Here is a 20491-nt window from a genome sequence, read left to right as displayed (position 1 = left end):
ATAACCCTCTTGCCAATGCTGCCGAATCTTTCGATCATCAAATAAAAACAAGGAGGTGCGTATGGACTGGACAACTATGCTGGACACAATATACGAACTGCTGGCGGTCTACGGTATCAAGGTGGTCGGCGCCATCGCCATTTTCATCGTCGGACGCTGGGTGGCCAAGGGGGTAACCGGACTGATCAAACGGTTGATGGTCAAGAAACAGGTCGATGTAACGCTGGTCAGTTTCGTCTCCAGTTTGACCTATCTGGCCTTACTGGCCTTTGTCATTATTGCCGCATTGAACCAACTGGGTATCCAAACCGCCTCCGTCATCGCGGTACTCGCCGCCGCAGGCCTGGCCATCGGCCTGGCGCTGCAGGGCTCCCTGTCCAACTTCGCCGCCGGGATCCTGATGATCATTTTCAAACCGTTCAAGGTGGGTGACTATATCGAAGGCGCCGGTGTGGCGGGTACGGTGGAGGCGATAGAAATATTCACGACGCAACTCGTCTCGCCGGCCAATCAGGTCATTATCGTGCCCAATGCGAAAATTGCCGGTGACAATATCGTAAATTACACCAGTAAGGGGACCCGTCGGCTCGATCTGGTTTTCGGTATCGGTTATGGCGATGATATCGATACCGCCCGCCAGACGATCATGGAACTCGTCAAGCAGGATAGCCGTATTTTCAGCGATCCCCAGCCGCAGGTGCTCGTCACGCAACTGGCCGACAGCAGCGTCAATCTGACCCTGCGTGCCTGGGCTGCAAACGCCGACTTCTGGAACGTTCACTTCGAACTGATCGAAACGGTCAAGAAAGCCTTCGACAGCAAGGGGGTCTCGATACCGTTCCCGCAGCGGGATGTTCATCTTTATGAACATAAGGCATGATGCAACACTCCGGAGACTGTGGAGTGCAGCCGATCACAACCGCTCTCGGAACTTGATCCGCTGCGGAGGACACGGGCTTGACCGCTGATATTATCCTACTGCTGATCATTATCGCCGGGGCTTTGGTCCTCTTCGTCGGGGGCTGGCTGCGGGTTGATCTGGTGGGTTTGCTGGTACTGTCCACGCTGGCCCTGACAGGATTGGTCAGTGCGCCGGAGGCATTGGCCGGATTCAGCAGCCCGGCGGTGGTAACGGTCTGGGCCTTGTTCATCCTGTCGGCCGGCTTGACGCGGACCGGCATCGCTCACCAGATCGGCCAACCGCTGCAGCGCTTTGCCCGGGGCAGCGAGGTCACACTGATGGTGGTATTGATGGTCTCTGCCAGTCTTTTGTCGGCATTGATCAACACCGTTACCGTGGCCGCCATTCTGCTGCCGTCGACCATGGAGCTGGCTCGGCGCAGCGGGCGGCCGCCATCCCGGCTGCTGCTGCCGCTGGCGCTCGGTTGTCTGCTCGGAGGGCCGTTTACCGGAATCTCAACACCGCCCAATATCCTGGTGACCGACGCCGTCCGCAATGCCGGCCTGGAACCCTTTGCAATTTTCGATTTCACCCCGATCACCGCAGCGATTGTGGTTGTCGGTATTGCCTTCATGGTAGTGCTCGGCCGACATCTGCTGCCCACCAACCGCGCCGCCGTTACGGCCGGAGGCAGTGACGCCATTGGCGCCTCATACCAGCTCGACACCCATATCTTTACGACGAGAATCCCGAGTGTATCACCGCTCGATGGCCGGACGATTGCAGAGAGCCGTCTCGGTTCCGCGCTCCATTTAACGGTACTGGCACTGGAGAGAAAAGGGGTGTTGCTGCTGGCTCCCCGTCCCGATGAGCTACTGCAGGGCGGTGACACGCTGATCGTTCATGGCAGTCCCGATCACCTGAAACGGTATCACGCCAGTCAGCACCTTCAGGTGGCATCGTCTGAGGTGGTACGCGAGCGGGTTCGGCAGGTGGTGGAGATGGCTGTCAGCCGGGTTGCCGAAGGCTCGCCGCTGATCGGCAAGACGCTCGCGGAAAGCGGTTTGCGCCGGGAACACGGCGTCCATGTATTGAAACTGCAGGGAGCCGACGAGCGGGATATCGGAGATCTGCGGAGGCATCGATTGGCTGCCGGCGATCAGTTACTGCTGCAGGGTGAGCAGGTGCGGCTTGAGGCGTTATCCCGGGGCAACCTGCTCTCCGAGTTGCAGGTGGTTGCCGAGGCGGATCGACGCTCCCTGGCCGGAGATCGAGCCGAGTTGCTGCCGATTCGCGTGCCGCCCGGCTCGGTACTGGTCGAGCGCGATCTGGTCGAGAGCCGGCTGGGCAACGCTTTCGGACTTACCGTTATCGGCTTGATCCGGGGAGAGCTGATGATGTTCATGCCATCGCCCCATGAGACCGTCAAACCGGACGACCTGCTCATACTGCAGGGCTCGCCCCGCGATCTTGAGGTGCTCGAAGGCCTTCAGGACCTGGCCATTGTCGAACAGTCCTCCGCCCAGCTGGCCGAATTGGAGTCCCAGCAGATCGGGGTAACGGAAGTCCTGCTCTCGCCGCGCACCACGCTGGCCGGCAAGACCTTGGCCGACCTGCTGTTCCGGGAGCGCTACGGCATCAGCGTGCTTGCCGTCTGGCGTAAGGGGAAAGCTCACCGATCCCAGTTGCAGGATCTGCCCCTGCAGTTTGGCGACGCGTTGCTCGTTTACGGGCAGCGGGGCAAGCTGGAAGCGTTGTCCCGGGACCCCGATTTCCTCGTACTCGACGAGGCGGCAGCCCGGGCGCCGCGCCTGGAGAAGGCCAAAATTTCCGTGGTCATCATGGTCGGCGTGATTCTCAGCGCCATTTTCGGCCTGCTGCCGATCTCCATCGCCGCCCTGACCGGGGCCACCCTGATGGTGCTGTTTGGCTGTCTGAACATGGAGGAGGCGTATCGGGCCATCGAATGGAAGGTGGTGTTTCTCATTGCGGCAATGCTGCCATTGGGTGCGGCCATCGAAAACAGCGGAGCGGCGCAACTCGGGGCGACCGCACTGGTCACCGCCGTCGGCGATCTCGGCCCGCGCTGGGTGGTTGCCGCTCTGTTCACGGTAACCGTGCTCGGCACCCAGATCATCCCGACGGCGGCCCTGGTGGTGCTGATGGCCCCGGTGGCCCTCAGTGCCGCCGAGTCCCTCGGTATCTCGCCCCACCTGCTGATGATGACGGTGGCCATCTCCGCCTCATCGAGTTTTGCCAGCCCGCTGTCCCACCCCGCTCACCTGTTGGTCATGGGGCCGGGGGGCTATCGCTTTGTCGATTATCTGAAAGTCGGGGTGCCGATCACAATTCTTGCCTTGCTCGTCTCGGTGGTCCTGTTGCCCATCCTCTGGCCGCCTTACTGACTACGGTTTGATTACTGAATGCCGCACCGTCTATCCGGTCGGAACCACCTTTGCCGGAACGGTATCCTCCAGAGCGCGCCGGTTGCCGATGTCCTGTTTGACATTCAATCCAATCATCACCACATTTTTTCGACAATCACCCTGAACGTGTCATGTCAAAAAGCAGGGGGATAGAATACCGGTCTCACGTCGGAAAGCGTTAGGGAATCCTGCTCCTATTCCTTTCTTCTCTTCCACTCTCGAATATCCGGCCCTGCGAGGTGTTTAATAGCACCAAGGTGAACCTGTGGAAAATATCTTTGCACTCGGAGGCGCAACGGACGCCAGGTCCGCCAATCGCCAAGGGACTTGGTGGCAGCGGCTGGTAGCGGTCGAACCCGGAGAGTGGCGGCCGTTGTTGTGGTCTTTCAGCTATTTCTTCGCGTTGCTCTGCAGCTACTATATCATCCGGCCGATGCGCGATGAAATGGGTATTGCCGGAGGGGTTGAGCACCTGCAATGGCTGTTCAGCGGCACCTTTTTGGTGATGCTGGCCGTGGTGCCGCTCTTCGGTTGGCTGACTCGGCATTTTGCCCCTCGCCGCTTTCTTTCCCTCGTTTATCTCTTTTTCATCGGCAACTTGCTGGTGTTCTTCCTATTGTTTCGATCCGATATCACACACGCCTGGGTAGCGCGGGCCTTTTTTATCTGGGCAAGCGTTTTCAACCTGTTCGTCGTCTCCGTCTTCTGGAGTTTTATGGCAGACATTTTCACCAACATCCAGGCCAAGCGTCTTTTTGGCGTCATCGCCGCCGGGGGTACGGCCGGTGCACTGGCCGGGCCGGCTTTGACGGTGGTGCTGGTACTGCCGCTTGGCCCGAACAATTTATTGTTGTTGTCCATGCTGTTTCTCGGCTGGGCGGTGCTCTGCATCAACCGGCTGTCAGCCTGGCGCCAATCCACCTGTGCCGGCTCGAAGACCGATGCGCACAAGAAAAAGAGCGATATGACCGACCCCGGCAGCGAGCCGCTGGGCGGCAGTATCCTGGCGGGGGTTCGGCTGGTCTGGCAATCGCCGTATCTCATGGGGATCTGCGGTTTGATGCTGCTGTTTACCACCTTGGCTACATTTCTTTATTTCCAGCAGGCACATATTATCCGGGATCATTTCCCGGATCCGGCCCAGCGCACCGCGTTATTTGCCGCCATGGATTTTACCGTCAACGGTCTCACCCTGGCTACTCAGGTTTTTTTTACCAGCCGGATTGTAGGACGCATCGGTCTCGCCTGGACCCTGGCCATTATCCCCCTCGGCCTGGTGGCAGGATTTACGGTACTGGCAATAGCTCCCGCATTATGGGTCATCGTTGCCGTCCAGGTCCTGCGCCGGGCCGGTAATTACGCGATCATGCGCCCGGGACGGGAAATGCTTTATGTGGTTGTGAACAAAGAAGAAAAGTATAAAGCCAAGAATTTTATAGACACCGTGATCTACCGCGGCGGTGACGCGGTCAGCGCCTGGGTCTATGCCGGACTGCTGGCCGTCGGTCTTTCCGGGGCCGGCATTGCTTTAGCGGCGGTCCCGCTCGCCGGCTTGTGGGCCTGGATTTCCTTTCGGCTCGGCACCCGTCAGGAACAGCTCGCCGCCGGCGTTGATCGCGGAAAACAGAGGAGATAATTGATATGAATACGCGCTCCGTATGTCTCACCAGGCGAACATTTCTTCTGGGAAGTGGCGTCCTTGCAGCTTCGTTGTTGCTGCCGCCGATGGAGGTGTTGGGACAGAAAAGCCCGTTGATTCAGCGGGCCATCCCTTCTTCCGGTGAAATGCTGCCTGTAATGGGCATGGGGACCTGGGGAACCTTTGACGTCGGCAACGATCCGGCAAAAAAGGAACAGCTTGTCGAGGTCATACAGGCCTTTTTTGACAACGGCGGCAGGCTGATAGACTCTTCGCCGATGTATGGTCGCTCCGAATCGGTGCTGGGCGAGTTGCTCCGGACTACCGGGAACCAGAAGGAGGTTTTTGCGGCCACCAAGGTCTGGACCGACGGTCGGCAGAGCGGAATTGAGCAGATGAGGCAGTCGATAGAACGCATCGGGGTCGACGTAATGGACCTGATGCAGATCCACAATCTGCGCGACTGGCGAACCCACCTGCCGATCCTGCGTGACTGGAAAGAGCAGGGCCGATTCCGCTACATTGGAATCACCACCTCGCACGGTCGCTTTCATCAGGATCTCGAGCACATTCTAAAAACGGAACCGTTTGATTTTGTACAGTTCACCTACAACCTGGAGGATTGGGTTGCCGAACAAAGGCTGTTACCCCTTGCCGCCGATTCGGGTATCGCTACACTGATCAATCGGCCGTTTCAGCGCGGTGAATTATTTCGCAAAGTGAAAGGAGCAACTCTTCCGGACTGGAGCGAGGAGTTGGGATGTCGCAGTTGGGCACAGTTCTTCCTCAAGTTTATTGCCGCTCATCCGGCTGTTACCTGCTTGATTCCAGCCACTTCCAAGGTGCATCACATGAAGGACAACATGGAAGCAGGATTCGGCCGACTGCCGGACCAGGCCATGCGCAGGCGAATGATCGCCTATTACGATTCGCTCTAGAGCAGAGGCGTCTTGTTCCGGTTGCCACGCTATGCGGACGGGGAGCGGTGTCAGCGAAGGTTTCCCTTCATTGTCCCAGCGTTTTTTGATACGCTTGAACAGTGGAGCGGATGGTCTTGACCGGGGGATTTAACCAGGATGGAACAATGAAACACTGGTGTGACCAATTGCTGATAAGTGTGGCGCTGTCAGCGATTCTGGCCGGTTGTCTGGCAGGGTGTGAACGGGAACAGAGCCCGCCGGAACAGCAGAGTATACCGGAGATCAGTCTGTATCATTATTTTTCCGGGGAACTGAGCGGCGGACTGGACGACATGGTGGCAACCGTCAACGAACGCCATCACAATCGGCGGCTGGTTGCGCATCCGCTCGACCATGAAGCTTTCAAAACCATGATCCACTCCACGCTGGATAAGGGGAGTCCCCCCGAGCTCTTTACCTATTGGGCGGGCGCCCGGACCCAAGCCCTGGTTGATCAGGGACAACTCGAGCCGATCGATGACCTGTGGCGGCAAACAGGACTCGACCGGCGCTTCCCCAAGTCGATCGCCGATGCGGCCTGCACCTATAACGGCAACAAATATCTCCTGCCGATTACCCAGCATCTCGTAGTATTTTTTTATAATAAGCGACTTGCTGAACAAGCAGACCTGACACCGCCGACTACCTGGACAGAGTTGCTGGCATGGTGCGGGGTTATGCAGGGCAGGGGCATTACCGCTTTTGCCCTGGGAGCCAGGGAGCGCTGGCCGGCGCAATTCTGGTTTGATTATCTGCTCCTGCGTACTGCCGGTCCGCGCTATCGTGCCGCGCTGATGGCCGGTGAGGCGTTGTATACCGATCCCGAAGTCGTCAACACCTACCGAATCTGGTCGGAATTGGTCGAGCAGGGGTATTTCAACGCCGATTCCGTCTCGATCGACTGGGCGGAAGCCGCAGAGCGTGTCTGCCGAGGTGAGGCGGCCGCTACACTGATGGGTACCTGGGCGATTCAGACGTTCACCGGCAGCCCGTGCCATCTTGAACCCGAGGTGGATTTTGATTTCTTCGTTTTTCCAGTGATCGACACGACTCTGCCCGACAGTTCGGTCGGCCCGATCGATGGTATTGTGCTTACCCGGGAGTCCCTGAACCACGAATTTGCCAAGGAGGTCATTACCTATTTTTCCGAGAACGAACCACAGCAGCAGATGAGCCGGGGATCGGGCGCGTTGGCGCCAAGCAGCGATGTCCCGCAAGATTTCTATACACCGTTCAAGCAGCGGCTGTTCACGGCGATTCAACAGAGCGAGGAGTGGGTTTTTAACTACGATCTGGCCTCGTCGCCGCTGGTTGCCGAGAAAGGCATGGACAGTTTTATCGAGCTGCTGGCGTACCCCGACCAATACCGGGCTATTTTGCGGGAACTGGCGAGCGAGACCGCCAAACTATCCGAGCAGTGACCCGCACACCTGCTTACTGCTGACACGACGGCCGTCATCCATGTCATTTCGCGCCAAGCTCGCTATCGCTTTCTCTTCTCTTTTATTCCTGATCATCGTCCTTGCCCTGACCAATTGGTGGGGTGTCGATCGGGTCCTGTCCAAGCAAGATCAGCTCTTTTCATTTACCACTCGTCTCGAGCGCCAGTTCAACCAGATGGTCCATGACGAGCAGCTATTTCGCAGGATGGAAACGCTTGAACAATCGCGGGTAGTCAGGGACACCATCGGCAGCATCAGGGCACAGCTGGAAGCACGGTACGGCACCGTGCCTGCGGGGGAGCAGCAGGCAGCCATCACCTCGTTGCTGGCCGCGCTAACGAACTACAAGGAGCATTTCACCGAGTTCAATCGTTCGCTGGTCGCCATGGAAGCGATGAAAAGCCGGATGCTGAAAGAATCAGAGCGGCTCTTTGCCTATACCGAGAACCTGGTAGAGGCTGGCAAACGGGGTGGAGCGCGACTGGATCCGGAAGATGTTCCAGTGTCCGATTCGTCCATTGCCAAGCGCCTGCAATTTACCATCGGCTCACTGCTGTTGGCTGAGAAGGATTACTTCCTGAGCTACTCAGGCGAAGCGGTCGAACGGGTTCAAGGGCTGGCCACGACGATCATTGCCCAGGCCGGGGTGATGGAAAACCGTGCATCGAACAATACGGAGAAACTGCAGGCGTTTCGTATTTCTCGGGCTACCGGTGTTTATCTGGATATTTTCTTACGGTTTGTCGACGAACAGGAGAAGGCGAGCGAAGCCGCCCGTCTGGTACCGGTTTCGCTCGGCGAGTTTTCCTCCTCCTTATCTCGGTTTCTCGACCTGTCCCGGCGGCAAACCGAGGAACAGCTCTCCTTCCTGCGCCTGGTTTCCGCGATTATTTCCGTGGTTGCGGTACTTGTCGGCATAGCAGCCGTCATCACCTTGTCCAACCTGATCAGCCGACCGGTCAACGCATTGCGCATGTCGGCTCAGCAAATTGTGGACGGCAATCTCGACACCTCGGTGAGCGTGACCGGCGATGATGATCTGGGCAAGCTCGGCCACCTGTTCAACGAAATGACTGCACGATTGCGCGGCAGTTTCCGGCATATCGAAAATTACCGTGATCATCTGGAAGAACTGGTAGATCGGCGGACCGCCAATCTGGAGCGGGAAATTGCCGAGCATCGCGATACCGAAGAGGCATTGCGCGCCAGTAGCGAGCGGCTGATGAACATTGTGTCGCAATCGCCGTTGGGCATCGTTATTTTCGACCGGGATTTTGTGATCCGGGAGTGGAACCACAGTTGTGAAAAGATTTTCGGCTTCAACCGAGACGAAGCCATCGGTGCACCTGCCCGGATGATTCTGCCCGATTCAGCAAAGGCCGAGGTGGAGGCCGTTTTCAGTACACTATTGGAAAGCCGGCGGTCGACCCGCAACCAAAACGACAACATCACCAAATCCGGCAGGATAATCACCTGCAACTGGTACAACACCCCCCTGACCAACGTGGCCGATGAAACGGTGGGAATGCTCTGCCTGGTGGATGATATTACTGATAAACTGCGGCTCGAACAGGAGGCGCTCAAGGTCAAGAAACTTGAGTCCACCGGCGTGTTGGCAGGGGGAATAGCTCATGATTTTAACAATATATTGACTGCCATTCTGGGTAATATCAGCCTGTCGTTGCTCGATGTGAAGGTGCCCCAGAAAACGAGACTCCTCCTTTCCGCTGCGAAAAAAGCGACTATTCGCGCCCAGGCGTTGACCCAGCAGTTACTCACCTTTGCCAAGGGCGGGGAGCCGGTCAAGGAACAGACATCATTGAAAGAGCTGATCAGGGATTCGGCCGAATTCGTTTTGCACGGGAGTACGACAACCTGTCGTTACCATTTCGCCGAGGGCCTTTGGATGGTCAGGGCTGACCGCGGCCAGCTCAGCCAGGTGATCCAGAATCTGGTCATCAACGCCAGCCAGGCGATGCCTGGCGGCGGTATTATTGACCTTAGCTGTGAAAACGTTGCCGATCCGTCTGCCGCTGATCCGGCATTGGATCCATTGCGGTCCTACGTCAAGATATCGATTTCCGATACCGGCGTGGGCATTCCTGCCACCGTTGTCGAAAAGATCTTCGACCCCTATTTTTCCACCAAACGGGAGGGCAGCGGCCTCGGCTTGGCAATTACCCTGTCCATCATCAATAAACATGACGGACACGTCACGGTTACCTCCATCCCCGGTGTCGGTTCGGTGTTCACGCTGTTTCTGCCGGCCGACACATCACCTGCAGCCTGCTCGGAAAAGAGCAGGTTCCTGGCCGGAGAGACACAACCAGCCCGTATCCTGCTGATGGACGATGATGAGATGATCCTCAACGTTACCACCTCAATGCTCGAGGCGCTCGGTCATCAGGTGGAATGCGCTCGGGACGGGGACGAGTGCCTGGCAAGATTTAGGCAGGCAATCGCCAATGGCAGCCCGCCGGATCTGATCATCCTCGATCTGACCATTCCCGGCGGCAAAGGCGGTGAGGAAACCCTGCGGGAGATCAGGGGGATCGACCCGTCGGTAAAGGTGGTCGTCTCGAGCGGCTATTCCAACGACCCGGTCATCGCCTGTTACGACCGATACGGTTTCTCGGCAGCTCTTTCAAAACCCTACGTTGTTGAGGAACTGGCCCGTGTCATCGGCAAAACGTTGGGAACTGCGTCATGACCAGCCCCAGAGATGGGGCTGACTGCCACCGCTCATCCAGGCAGTCGCCCGTTTATGCGATCATCATTCCCGCCTACAACGAAGCGCAGGAACTGCCCGCTACCCTGGTCGCGGTGCGTCGGGCCATGGCCACTCAGGGTCTCCCCGGCGAGTGCATCGTGGTTGATAACCATTCAAGCGATGATACATCTGCGGTGGCGAAAGCCGGTGGAGCAGACCGCGTCGTGTATGAGCCGGTCAATCAGATCGCCCGGGCCCGTAACGCAGGAGTCGCAGCTAGCAAGGCGGAATTTCTGATCTTTGTCGATGCGGACACCCGAATCGAGCCACCGTTGCTGACTAAAGCACTCCACCTGCTTCGTGGCGGACTCTGCGTCGGCGGCGGCGCCGTGGTTCATTTCGAGGGGGAGACCAGTGGTGTCGGCCGTTTCGCTCTCGGTCTCTGGAAGCGGATATCCCTGCTCACCCGTACCGCGGCAGGCAGTTTCTTCTTTTGCCGCCGCGATGCCTTCCAGGCAGTCGGCGGCTTTGACCTCAGGCTGTATGCCGCCGAAGAAGTCCTGCTGTCGCGTGACCTCAGGAAATGGGGACGAACCCGCGGACAGACATTCGTCATCATCACCGACCCACCCGTCACCACTTCGGCCAGGAAATTGCGCTGGTATTCAGATGCGCAGATTGTCGGCTGGATCTTTTTCATGGCGCTCATGCCGTTTGCCGTGTTCTCGCGCCGGCTGTGCAGGTATTGGTATGAGCGCCCTCAACGGAAACATGGGAGCAGCCGGTAACGAGGGCTCGGCTGCTTTTCGGCCCGGTGTATCTCCTCGTTAATCGTCGAACTGCTGTGCGTAGGCAGCGTCGTTGTACAGTCCTTCTCCGTACTCGGCCATGCCGAACTCGCGGATGATGGTCTGGCCTGCATCTGAGGCGACAAAGTCAATGAATCGTGCCGCAGTGTTGGCGCCCGGGGTCGCATTCTCCGGCTGACAGAGCGCATGATAGGTGTTGACGATGAACTTGTCCCCTTTAAAGAGCACACCGAGACCCGGCATATTGCTCTTCTCGGCAATCCAGGTGCTGCTGTCGGTCATGAAATAGCCGCCTTCATCGTTGGCGCGTTTGAGCGTGGCGGTCATGAAATCATTGGTAACGACATACCATTCGCCTGCAGGCGTGATGCCGGCTTTTGCCCATATGGCCAGTTCTTTTTTATGGGTGCCGGAGTTGTCGCCGCGCGAGAAAAATTTTGCCTGTGCGGCGGCAATTCGGCCATAGGCGTCGGCTACGTCAGGGGCGTCGGCGATGCCGGCCGGGTCGGTTTCCGGGCCGACGATGAAAAATTCGTTAGACCCGATCAAGGTTCTTTTTCTGGCCCACCCATCGGCGACCGCCTTTTTTTCGGCGGCGGGAGCGTGAACCATGATCATATCAACCTGCTTTTCCTGCAAAAGCTTCAACGACGCTCCGGATCCCGCCTTTTTCCACTTGAGCTGTGCGTCTTCCTGGTCGGCGAAGGCTTCTCCAAGAACCTTGAGCAAGCCGAGTTCTCCAGGGCTACCGGTGGCAAGGGAAAAGCTGTTCAGGCCGGCCCCATACACAGCGGCATACTGTTGTGCGGCTGCCGTAGTCGAAACCAGAGCGAAAATGGCGACCCACAAAAGAGAAAAGCATACCTTTCTGTTCATACTGTTCGTCTCCTGAAAAAGATTATGATACCGAATCAAAGAAAAGACAGGCATTCCTGCTCATCTCTTTAGCTGTTGCCGGAAGCACGTCAACAGGTTACGCAGAAATGACAGAATCTGACGATTACTGACCCTGATCGAGGTGAAACAGGTTCATTTTCAAACTACTCGCCCGGCTGGCAGAAACAACGTTCATGCCGGACGCTCATTCGAGATGCTCTTTTAGGTCGTCAGGATTTCGGCGCTGACCGATCTGGAATCAGTACAGTTTTTTCACAGCAGTATCGCCAGTGAACATATTAAAAATCAAGTGGGCTCTTTGCTTCCTTCTTCGTCTTCCTCTTCACTGTATGAGTGTAAATCATGGTTGTCCTTACATCGCTATGTCCCAGTAACTCCTGAATGGTTCGAATATCGTAATTTGCTTGAAGAAGATGACTCGCGAAGCTGTGCCTGAAGGTGTGCGACGTGACCCTTTTAGTGAGGCAAGCCGTGTCCACCGCCCGCCGGATGGCCCTTTGCACATGGGTTTCATGGACATGGAATCGCTTCACCTCTCCAGTTTCCTTTACCGTTGTGAGCTTGTGGGCGGGAAAGAGCCATTGCCAGATAAATTGACGGGCACTATTCTTCGCTTTCCATTCATAGGCGTCAAAAAGGAAAACTCCATCATATCCCTTGGCGATATCCTTTTTGTGCTGGTCATGAACCATGTCCAACTGCCTCCGCAGATCTTCTTGCAGGCTGTTGGGTAAGGGGACGCTGCGATCTTTTTTCCCTTTTCCATCATGAACGGTGAGAATCCCTTCTTCAAGATTCAGGCAGTGAACACGCAACGATAAACACTCAAACAGGCGTAATCCGCAACCGTACAACAATTTGACAATGAGCAGATACCGCTCATCGATCATCTTGAATATCTTGTCGATTTCCGCACGTGATAACACCACCGGGATGTACGGTCTTTTCTTGGCGCGCACAACGCCATCGATGGTACCGAATTCCCTGTTCAGTACGTGTCTGAAGAAAAAGAGGAGGGAATTGAAGGCCAGGTTCTGGGTAGAGGCGGACACCTTTTTATTGACGGCAAGGTGAGTGAGATACGCTTTCACGTGTTCAGCCGACAATTGATCGGGATGCAGTGATTTTGTATAGGTTTGAAAATCCCTGATATATTTCCTGTAGGACTTGAGCGTATTGTCGGAGTAGTGCCGCATCCGAATGGCATTCTCAAGACCGGCGAATTCAGCTTTCCATGAGCTTCCTTGATCTTTGCCGGTTATAGATGGTGGAGTGGGTGCGATCTTAACATTTGCATTTCTGTCGCCACCGCCAATCCTGTCGATGGTTTTCTTCCCTACAGCGGATACGCTATCACGCTTTTCCGGTCTCTTTGAGTGACGGTTATCACTTCTATTGGTAATCAAATAATCCAGGTAAAGCTGAACTGCCCTTTGAGCTTCTTTCCTGGCCGCATCATTTTGCTTTTTCACCGTTAACTTCACAAGAAAGGCATCCAGTCCCCGACTGGTTGCCGTCTCGTACCGATATTTCTCGCAAAAATCCAGATAGTAACGAAGCCATTTCTGGCATTTTTCTCCGTATATCTGAGCTACACCTTTTTGAGTGAGAAACTCAGCATACCTGACTCTTGTCTCTGCAGGCACAACCAGCATGACAGCCTCCGGCACCATAGGAAATAAGGCCTATAATGTGATTTCTAGTAATGTTACCCAGAAGTATAAAACTAACAGCTTGCTTTGATCAACACAATCTATTTATCTAGATTTCCATCCTATTTGCATTCTGGATGGAGTTGATTGAAGGATGAGAGACCCGGTGAGGACCGCGTCAGTCGGTCTTCCGGATAATTACTGGTTGTCCCCGCTGCGCGGGAACAACGCCCAGGATCATAAGCGCGCCACCGCTACAAAATTCTGGGAATCTGACAAACTCAGGGACAACAAACGGATTCAGGCAGACGCACAATACGCGCTCCTGATCCTGGGCGTTGGGTGTTTTATGAGAAGGCGGACTATAATGCGTAAAATCGTTGTAATATTTTTTGTTCTCTTATCATTACTTGATACGCTTAGTTTCGCAGAGAATGTGAAACTTCAACGAGCTATCCCTTTTGGCATACTTAATAGGGTTTTTCCTTTTGCATTTGGAGAGCATGCTGGCAGTTGTTTCATTATCGATGATGATGACCGTCAATACATAATAACGGCACGGCATCTCGTATCGGGCATTAGTGAGCATGATACTATCCGAATTCTAATTAACGAAGTATGGAGGAATATCGAAGTTGTTCCAATATTCCCGGAAAATGATAAGACCGACATTGTAGCTCTAGCAGGCAACAAATTAGTAGCGCCAAAAATGGAAATTCTCATAGGAGCTGGTGGTATGTATGTTGGTCAAGATGTTTACTTCTTAGGATTCCCTTTTGGTTTGGCCACTCAATTTGACAAACCAACAACCTCCCGAATTGCATTTATTAAAAAAGCCATTCTATCAGCAGTAGACACGCGACCTGACTCAGGGAATATTATATATCTGGACGGCCATAATAATCCTGGATTTTCGGGTGGCCCAGTAATTTTTGCAAACTATGAGCAGCATGAGCGCCTTCAAATTGCAGGAGTTGTGTCAGGATATAAAAATCAACCCACGAAAGTTATGAGTGCCTTAATTGAAGACACAAAATCAAACACGAATGATTCGAAAAAGAAGATTGTTCACTATATTTTAGAAAATACAGGTATCGTAGTTGCGTACCATTTTTCTGAAATCGAAAAGGCAATTAAAAATAAACCCATTGGTTTTCCTTTACCCAAAACTAAGGAATAGTTATCACCCAACCAACAAATTAACACGGATACAAATTCCGCTGCGCTCCATTTGCACCGGTTATTTGCAATGTTGTCCCCGCTGCGCGGGAACAACGCCCAGGATCATAAGCGCGCCACCGCTACAAAATTCTGGGAATCTGACAAACTCAGGGACAACAAACGGATTCAGGCAGACGCACGATACGCGCCCATGATCCTGGACGTTATGCTTTTAAAACATGGAGGAACTAAATGAAAATCAAATCCGTTCGTTGTGTATGCTTCTCTCCAACTGGAACAACAAAAACAATTGCAGAAAGTATTGCTCAGGGCATTAGTCCTGAATTTATCGAAATGATTGATATAACCAAAAGGTCGCAACGTAATAGTCAACCATTATTAGGTGAAGACGATATTGTTATTCTCGCAACCCCAGTATATTACGGTCGTGTACCAGAGGAAATCTTACCATACTTAACTTCATTAAAAGCAACGCAGACTCCTGTTGTGCTTGTTGCAGTATATGGAAACAGAGCATTTGAAGATGCCCTCAAAGAATTACATGATATAGCTGTGGATGCTGAATTTATTCCAGCAGCTGGAGGAGCCTTTGTTGCCGAGCATTCGTATTCCTCAAAAACTTATCCGATTGCACCAAATCGTCCTGATGAAAGTGATATACGGAAAGCGCAGGAGTTTGGTGCTGCGATTCGAAAGAAACTGCAAAACGTGGAATCATCGGGGCATTTAACAGCTATTACAATTCCCGGCCAGTCTCCCTATATCGAACCTGTAAACTTAAATATGATAAAAGAAGCCCGATCGTTTGTAGCCGTAACCCCGGAAACAGACGCATCAAAATGCACACTGTGCGGACAATGTGCTGAAGTGTGTCCTACCGGAGCAATTTCTCCTGAAGATGTAACTCAAACAGATAGGTGGCAATGTCTTATATGCTTTGCATGTGTGAAAATCTGTCCGGAAGAAGCAAGGCAAATGAACGAACCAAATTTTCAATCCGCTATACAGACACTACAACAAAACTGCCAGGATAGAAAAGAGCCAGAATTATTTTTATATAAGTGATAAAAATGCATAACCCGGCAGTCCAGCGGAAAATTAGGGGCTTCCGCTTCGTTCCAGCCCAAATTGCCGCTGACTTTTGCGTTGGCTGAAGAAATAATGAATACAAGAGACTTATCCCGCATACTCATAAAAATATCTGGTGCTTTAATCATAATATTATCAATCAATGATTTAGCTTACCTTACAAATTCATATCTTCAATATCAAACAGAGAACCTAAAAATTTTGATTTTGGGAGTTATCTTACCAGTTTTAGTGCAAATTCTTGCAGGTGCTGCACTATTTTCCAATGCTGAAAGACTCACAACATTTTTTTCAAAAAAAGACTATCCACAAGAACACTCCGAGAGTGATATTGATCTACTACAATTAGAGCAGATAATTCTGTCTGCTATTGGAATATTTGTCATTTATAGAGCATCAACTGATATCCTGTACCACATTATCGCTTTCATCCAAGCAATGTATAGCTGGCCTATGAAGTTGAGAAGCCAACTAAATCTTTTTTGTATACCCCAGGCTTTTTAACAACAATAGCTGAGTTCATATTTGGTTTAATGTTAATATTAAGCACAAAATCACTTTCTATGTTCTTGAATAAATTAAGAAAAAAGAAATAGAACAGGCAACAAATCATTCAACACGGACAACCTTAAGCTCGCGGCAATGGAACGAATCGGCAAAAGAAAATTCATACAAGATTCAGTTTCAGTGGCCTAGCGTCGGTTGCCGGAATTCCACGTTGGGCCTACAACACATTTCACCTAGAGGCATAAAAATAACAAGATGGAACAAATTATTAACTGGATATCAAATAACTATACTTGGTTCTTTTCTGGGCTCGGAGTTTTTGTGTTGTCGGTAGTGTTTGGCATAAAAACTTACCGTAAAATCACAACAAAAGGCGATTTTAGTCCAGGAATTGTTAAAGGAAATTACAGGGTCTCCATTAATAGTGAAAACGAAAAAGACTGAAATAATTTTTACGAAAGGAGCCTTTAGCCCAGGGAAGGTTTATGGTGACTACGTTGTTATTTTAGGCGCACACTCAGAATCATCTAAAAATCCAATAAATTCTTTTGACCACGTTTCGTCTAAATCCTTTCAAGAAGAAACAGAAGACAACTATTTAAAAAACCAATTCAATTTAGATCACTTAGGCCCGTTAAAAAAGTTCTTTAATCTATGCAATACAATAGAACTAAAAGAGAAGACTATAATTGAATGGGAAAACATATCCAGCTTAAAAGTTCCAAGTTCATCTGAATTGGCAATAATTTGCAAAAAACTATTTCCCTCAATTTTGCATGATGGTGCATGGGAACTGAGAAGAGAGCTATCACATATTACAGGTGATGCCTTTAGCAATATAGATTCAAAGGGACAACTGGCAAATATAGTAGATAATTTCCATGATGTTAAATATTCAGGAGCCGAAGGAAAGATTTTCTTTGCAACATCAATCTCCAAATCACAAAAGGTTTTGTTTGCTTGTCGCGAGCAATTAAGAACTTTGATACTTGAGGATCATCCCCAGGTTTCTTGGCAGATTATAAAACAAAATCATAGCATTCCTATTCTGTTAGAAAATATCGATAATCTTGCACCATTAATTGAAAAAATTAAAAATCATTGGATTAGAAGACAATTTCTAGTTTCTCTATTTGTATGGCTGTCAAGAAACAAACAAAAGAATAAAGACCTTAACGTCGTTATTGATAAGATAATCAAAGAAGAACGAAAACATTATGGAGACAGCTTTCTTTTACTCTTAGCACGATGGCTGCTCATCAATTTCGGTTCATCATTTCTACAAAATAATCATTTTAATATTGGGTCGAAAGAAATTGATAATGTATATCGGGTAATAAAAAATCGACAATTAAATAAAAATTTACTTATTACTCCCCCTCTATCCCCATCAAGATTTGAGGATCTGAAAAATATTACCGAACTCTACGATTTGTCATGCTTTAATTTCGACTTACCAGGCACAGTGAGCACAATTACTGACCAAGAAGGACAAGGAAGATATGGCATAATTGTAAAATGGATTAGCGGGATAATTAATATAAGTAATAAGGAACTTAGAAAAGAGGCACTTCGAGAAATTGTTAAATGCAACAATGAAGGCATTAGGTGGGCAATTGCTTTTAAACTGCCATCACTATATGCAGTTGACCAAATTCTTCACGACCAAATAACACGAACTCTGCTCAATGACCTTCATCCTTGGGTGCTCCGTGAAACAATTGGTTCTTTTCGGAGAACTAGAAACATTTACGAGTGTAAATATCTTGATTCATACCTTCAAACAATAAACAAAAGAATTTCTCAATATATAAGTATAAATAATGCCGCAGCTGAAGATTTGAAAAAAGCATTGCTTGAATTTATAGTCAACCATCCATTATTGCTACAAAAATTAAAAGTTTCGTTTGAAAGTTAATACGCAAATGCTTTTGACAGACAAAAAAATAATTAGCCACATTGAAAGTGGAAATATAACAATTTCTCCTTTTAACAAAAAAAATGTTGCTCCTTGCTCCGTCAAATTCCACCTTGGAAGTTCAATTAACCATTTATGCTCAAAATCTCCATTAATTGACATTAAAGATCAATCTACCTATCCAATATTAAAAAAAATCCACCCTGATTCATCCGGTGGTTTTATTCTTAAAAAAGGCGAAGTTTACCTAGCCTCAACAGAGGAAAAAATTGGGATGAATCCTGAGTTTGCAGGTTTTATCGATGGAACCTCCAATTTGGCACGACTAGGTGTTTCTGTCGTTTTATCTGGACACATTTCTTGCGGTTTTGGCTTTGGCAAACCAGGGATATTAACTTTAGAGATAATACATCACTCCTCCCCTCAAATTAGACTTTTTCGCGGTATGACAATCTGTAATGTCTTAATTTTCCACTTGGGCGACAAACCTTTGCAAACCTATGGGAAAAATTCATGGAATCATTCTGGCGAGCAATCAGTAATTGGCTCATTAATCTATAAAAAATATCAAACACTAGATTCTAATAAAGAATGAAAATTACGTTAATTGATACAGGGTCGCCCAGAAATGAACTGAATGAGCCTCTTGCAATAGAATTATTATGCGGAAACTTAAACTTTCAACATCAAGAGAATATTGATGTAGCTTTGTTTTATGATGAAATTCGAAAAGTAAAAGGTAGTGAATTTCTCAAAGAACAACCAAGTTTGATTGGCATATCGACAAAAAATGGCAGCTTCGATAGACTTCAAGAAATCATTGAATCTATAAGGAAAATTGAAAACAATGCGCGACCAATAATTATAGTTGGAGGTGTAATCGCTACATTTGCTTCAAAAGAAATTTTAGAAATATTTCCAGAAGTTATTTGTGTCATTGGTGAAGGAGAAGATGCCTTAGTTGGCGTGGTCAAAATCATTCTAAAACACGGTCACCAAAATCAAGAGAATGTAAAAAATATATTGGCAAAGCAAGATATACCAAACTTATTCTTCATGTTGGGCAATACTTTTTTTGAGACAAATAGAAAAACTTGTGACCTAAACCAACTACTTAAACCAAATCGTTATTTTTTGGGTGAAATTATAAAGTCAAACGGTATCGTGAGAGCTGAATCAAGCAGAGGTTGCCCATGGAATATGTGTAGTTTCTGTACGATAAAGTATAAATACAACAACTCCTATTGGCGGCCCTTGCCGATCAGTTATGTTATTGAAGACTTAATTGATATTTCAAAACATAGCCCAAGGATGGTTTATTATACAGACGAAGAATTTATTGGTCCAAATCCAGAAAGATTTTATGAAATTTGTCATCAAATTATTGATAAAAAGGCCTCAGGTCTAATACGTCAAAATATTAATTTTTTCATCAGTACAAGTGTCAAATCAGTTTTAACCATATTGAAAGACACAAATATGTCAACAATACTTTCAAACATGAAAAAAGCAGGATTTACAGATATTTTTCTAGGCGTTGAGTCCGGTAGCCCAAGTCAGCTAAAAAGATATACCAAAAATCATACTGTCGAGGAAAGTACTAAGGCAATAAGGCTTCTATCTGACTTTAATGTTGATTATGGATTCATAATGTTTGATCCAGATACCACTGTGAATGAACTTCGAGAAAACATTACATTTCTTACCGAGAACTCTTTGCAGACCCATGATGCTCGGATGACAAAAAGATTGAGAATTGTTCCAAAAACCAAACTTTGGTGGCGATTTTTTGAAGACCAAAAAGGATATGTAAAATTTGACATAAATGAACTTGAGCTTGTTACGAATTTTTCATCCTCAACTGTAGCATCGATTCATTATTATTTTAAGAAATTTGAAGATAACACCTTATCTATCGCGAATATGTTGCAAAGTAAATCAAGAGGTGAAATTGAAGTTGATGAAAAGCGTACTAACTTGCGCAAAAAGCTTGGCAAGTTACGCGAGGAAAACCTTTTATTTCTTGATGCATGCGTTAGGGAAGCGGAGAAAGGAAGTGCCAATGTTAACGACAAACTGGAAGACATTTACAATACATTTGTTCAACAATATCAAATTGAAATGGCCCAACAATAGCATGCACCGGACTGGCGAGCACGCGCGTTTTTTTGAGCTTACTCATGCTTGGTTGCCACGCTCAAAGTTAGTTGCTGATGCCACGGCCGGCCGGTGATGCACGACGATGTCCCCGCTGCGCGGGAACATCGCCCAGGATCATAAGCGCGCCACCGCTACAAAATTCTGGGAATCTGACAAACTCAGGGACAACAAACGGATTCAGGCAGACGCACAATACGCGC

15 protein-coding genes are annotated in these 20491 nt (G+C 49.9%); 13 read left to right on the top strand and 2 right to left on the bottom strand.

Going from position 1 to position 20491, the window contains the following annotated elements; all coding sequences use genetic code 11:
* The first annotated feature begins 61 nt into the window (after positions 1-61).
* The 7 genes from BUC26_RS13680 to BUC26_RS13650 all read left to right on the top strand — a co-directional run bounded on the left by BUC26_RS13680 (position 62) and on the right by BUC26_RS13650 (position 10865).
* Complete coding sequence (locus tag BUC26_RS13680; protein ID WP_073376958.1) at positions 62-880, top strand: mechanosensitive ion channel family protein; 819 nt, start codon at positions 62-64, stop codon at positions 878-880.
* A gap of 77 nt (positions 881-957) precedes the next feature.
* Positions 958-3306: an SLC13 family permease gene (locus BUC26_RS13675; RefSeq protein ID WP_073376956.1), complete on the top strand. Its 2349-nt coding sequence runs from the start codon at positions 958-960 to the stop codon at positions 3304-3306.
* Between the two features lie 286 nt (positions 3307-3592).
* Positions 3593-4963: an NTP/NDP exchange transporter gene (locus BUC26_RS13670; protein ID WP_208609797.1), complete on the top strand. Its 1371-nt coding sequence runs from the start codon at positions 3593-3595 to the stop codon at positions 4961-4963.
* A 5-nt stretch (positions 4964-4968) separates the two neighbouring features.
* The gene (locus BUC26_RS13665) at positions 4969-5904 is read left to right on the top strand and encodes an aldo/keto reductase (RefSeq protein WP_073376955.1); all 936 of its coding nucleotides are present in this window, start codon (positions 4969-4971) and stop codon (positions 5902-5904) included.
* 146 nt (positions 5905-6050) lie between these two features.
* Positions 6051-7346 (top strand): ABC transporter substrate-binding protein, encoded by a 1296-nt coding sequence (locus BUC26_RS13660; protein ID WP_073376953.1) that lies wholly within the window; start codon positions 6051-6053, stop codon positions 7344-7346.
* A 40-nt stretch (positions 7347-7386) separates the two neighbouring features.
* Positions 7387-10077: a PAS domain S-box protein gene (locus BUC26_RS13655; protein WP_073376952.1), complete on the top strand. Its 2691-nt coding sequence runs from the start codon at positions 7387-7389 to the stop codon at positions 10075-10077.
* The gene (locus BUC26_RS13650; RefSeq protein ID WP_073376950.1) at positions 10074-10865 is read left to right on the top strand and encodes a glycosyltransferase; all 792 of its coding nucleotides are present in this window, start codon (positions 10074-10076) and stop codon (positions 10863-10865) included. The genes BUC26_RS13655 and BUC26_RS13650 overlap by 4 nt, the downstream gene beginning before the upstream one ends.
* Positions 10866-10904: 39 nt before the next feature.
* On the opposite strand, the gene BUC26_RS13645 is transcribed toward BUC26_RS13650, so the two are convergent.
* Both BUC26_RS13645 and BUC26_RS13640 read right to left on the bottom strand, forming a co-directional pair.
* Complete coding sequence (locus BUC26_RS13645) at positions 10905-11762, bottom strand: ABC transporter substrate-binding protein (RefSeq protein ID WP_073376948.1); 858 nt, start codon at positions 11760-11762, stop codon at positions 10905-10907.
* A 299-nt stretch (positions 11763-12061) separates the two neighbouring features.
* A complete protein-coding gene (locus tag BUC26_RS13640; RefSeq protein WP_073376946.1) occupies positions 12062-13438 on the bottom strand; it encodes an integron integrase in 1377 nt (458 codons plus the stop codon).
* 364 nt (positions 13439-13802) lie between these two features.
* On the opposite strand from BUC26_RS13640, the gene BUC26_RS13635 reads away from it, so the two are divergent.
* The 6 genes from BUC26_RS13635 (at position 13803) to BUC26_RS13610 (ending at position 20267) form a co-directional block, all read left to right on the top strand.
* Complete coding sequence (locus BUC26_RS13635) at positions 13803-14615, top strand: S1 family peptidase (RefSeq protein WP_161949858.1); 813 nt, start codon at positions 13803-13805, stop codon at positions 14613-14615.
* 233 nt (positions 14616-14848) lie between these two features.
* The gene (locus BUC26_RS13630) at positions 14849-15682 is read left to right on the top strand and encodes an EFR1 family ferrodoxin (RefSeq protein WP_073376943.1); all 834 of its coding nucleotides are present in this window, start codon (positions 14849-14851) and stop codon (positions 15680-15682) included.
* Positions 15683-15778: 96 nt separating this feature from the next.
* Positions 15779-16210 carry a hypothetical protein gene (locus BUC26_RS13625; protein WP_143166011.1) on the top strand — a complete coding sequence of 144 codons (432 nt, stop codon included), beginning with the start codon at positions 15779-15781 and terminating at the stop codon, positions 16208-16210.
* A 427-nt stretch (positions 16211-16637) separates the two neighbouring features.
* On the top strand, positions 16638-18131 hold the full coding sequence (locus BUC26_RS13620) for a hypothetical protein (protein WP_073376939.1): 1494 nt from the start codon (positions 16638-16640) through the stop codon (positions 18129-18131).
* Entirely contained in the window at positions 18121-18726 is a 606-nt protein-coding gene (locus tag BUC26_RS23010; protein ID WP_143166010.1) for a dCTP deaminase, read from the top strand. Before BUC26_RS13620 ends, BUC26_RS23010 begins: the two co-directional genes overlap by 11 nt.
* Complete coding sequence (locus BUC26_RS13610; RefSeq protein ID WP_073376935.1) at positions 18723-20267, top strand: B12-binding domain-containing radical SAM protein; 1545 nt, start codon at positions 18723-18725, stop codon at positions 20265-20267. The genes BUC26_RS23010 and BUC26_RS13610 overlap by 4 nt, the downstream gene beginning before the upstream one ends.
* The last annotated feature ends 224 nt before the right edge of the window (positions 20268-20491 follow it).

The organism is Desulfofustis glycolicus DSM 9705 (genome assembly GCF_900130015.1).
Classification (GTDB): domain Bacteria; phylum Desulfobacterota; class Desulfobulbia; order Desulfobulbales; family Desulfocapsaceae; genus Desulfofustis; species Desulfofustis glycolicus.
This window is presented reverse-complemented; position numbering and strand designations above follow the sequence as displayed.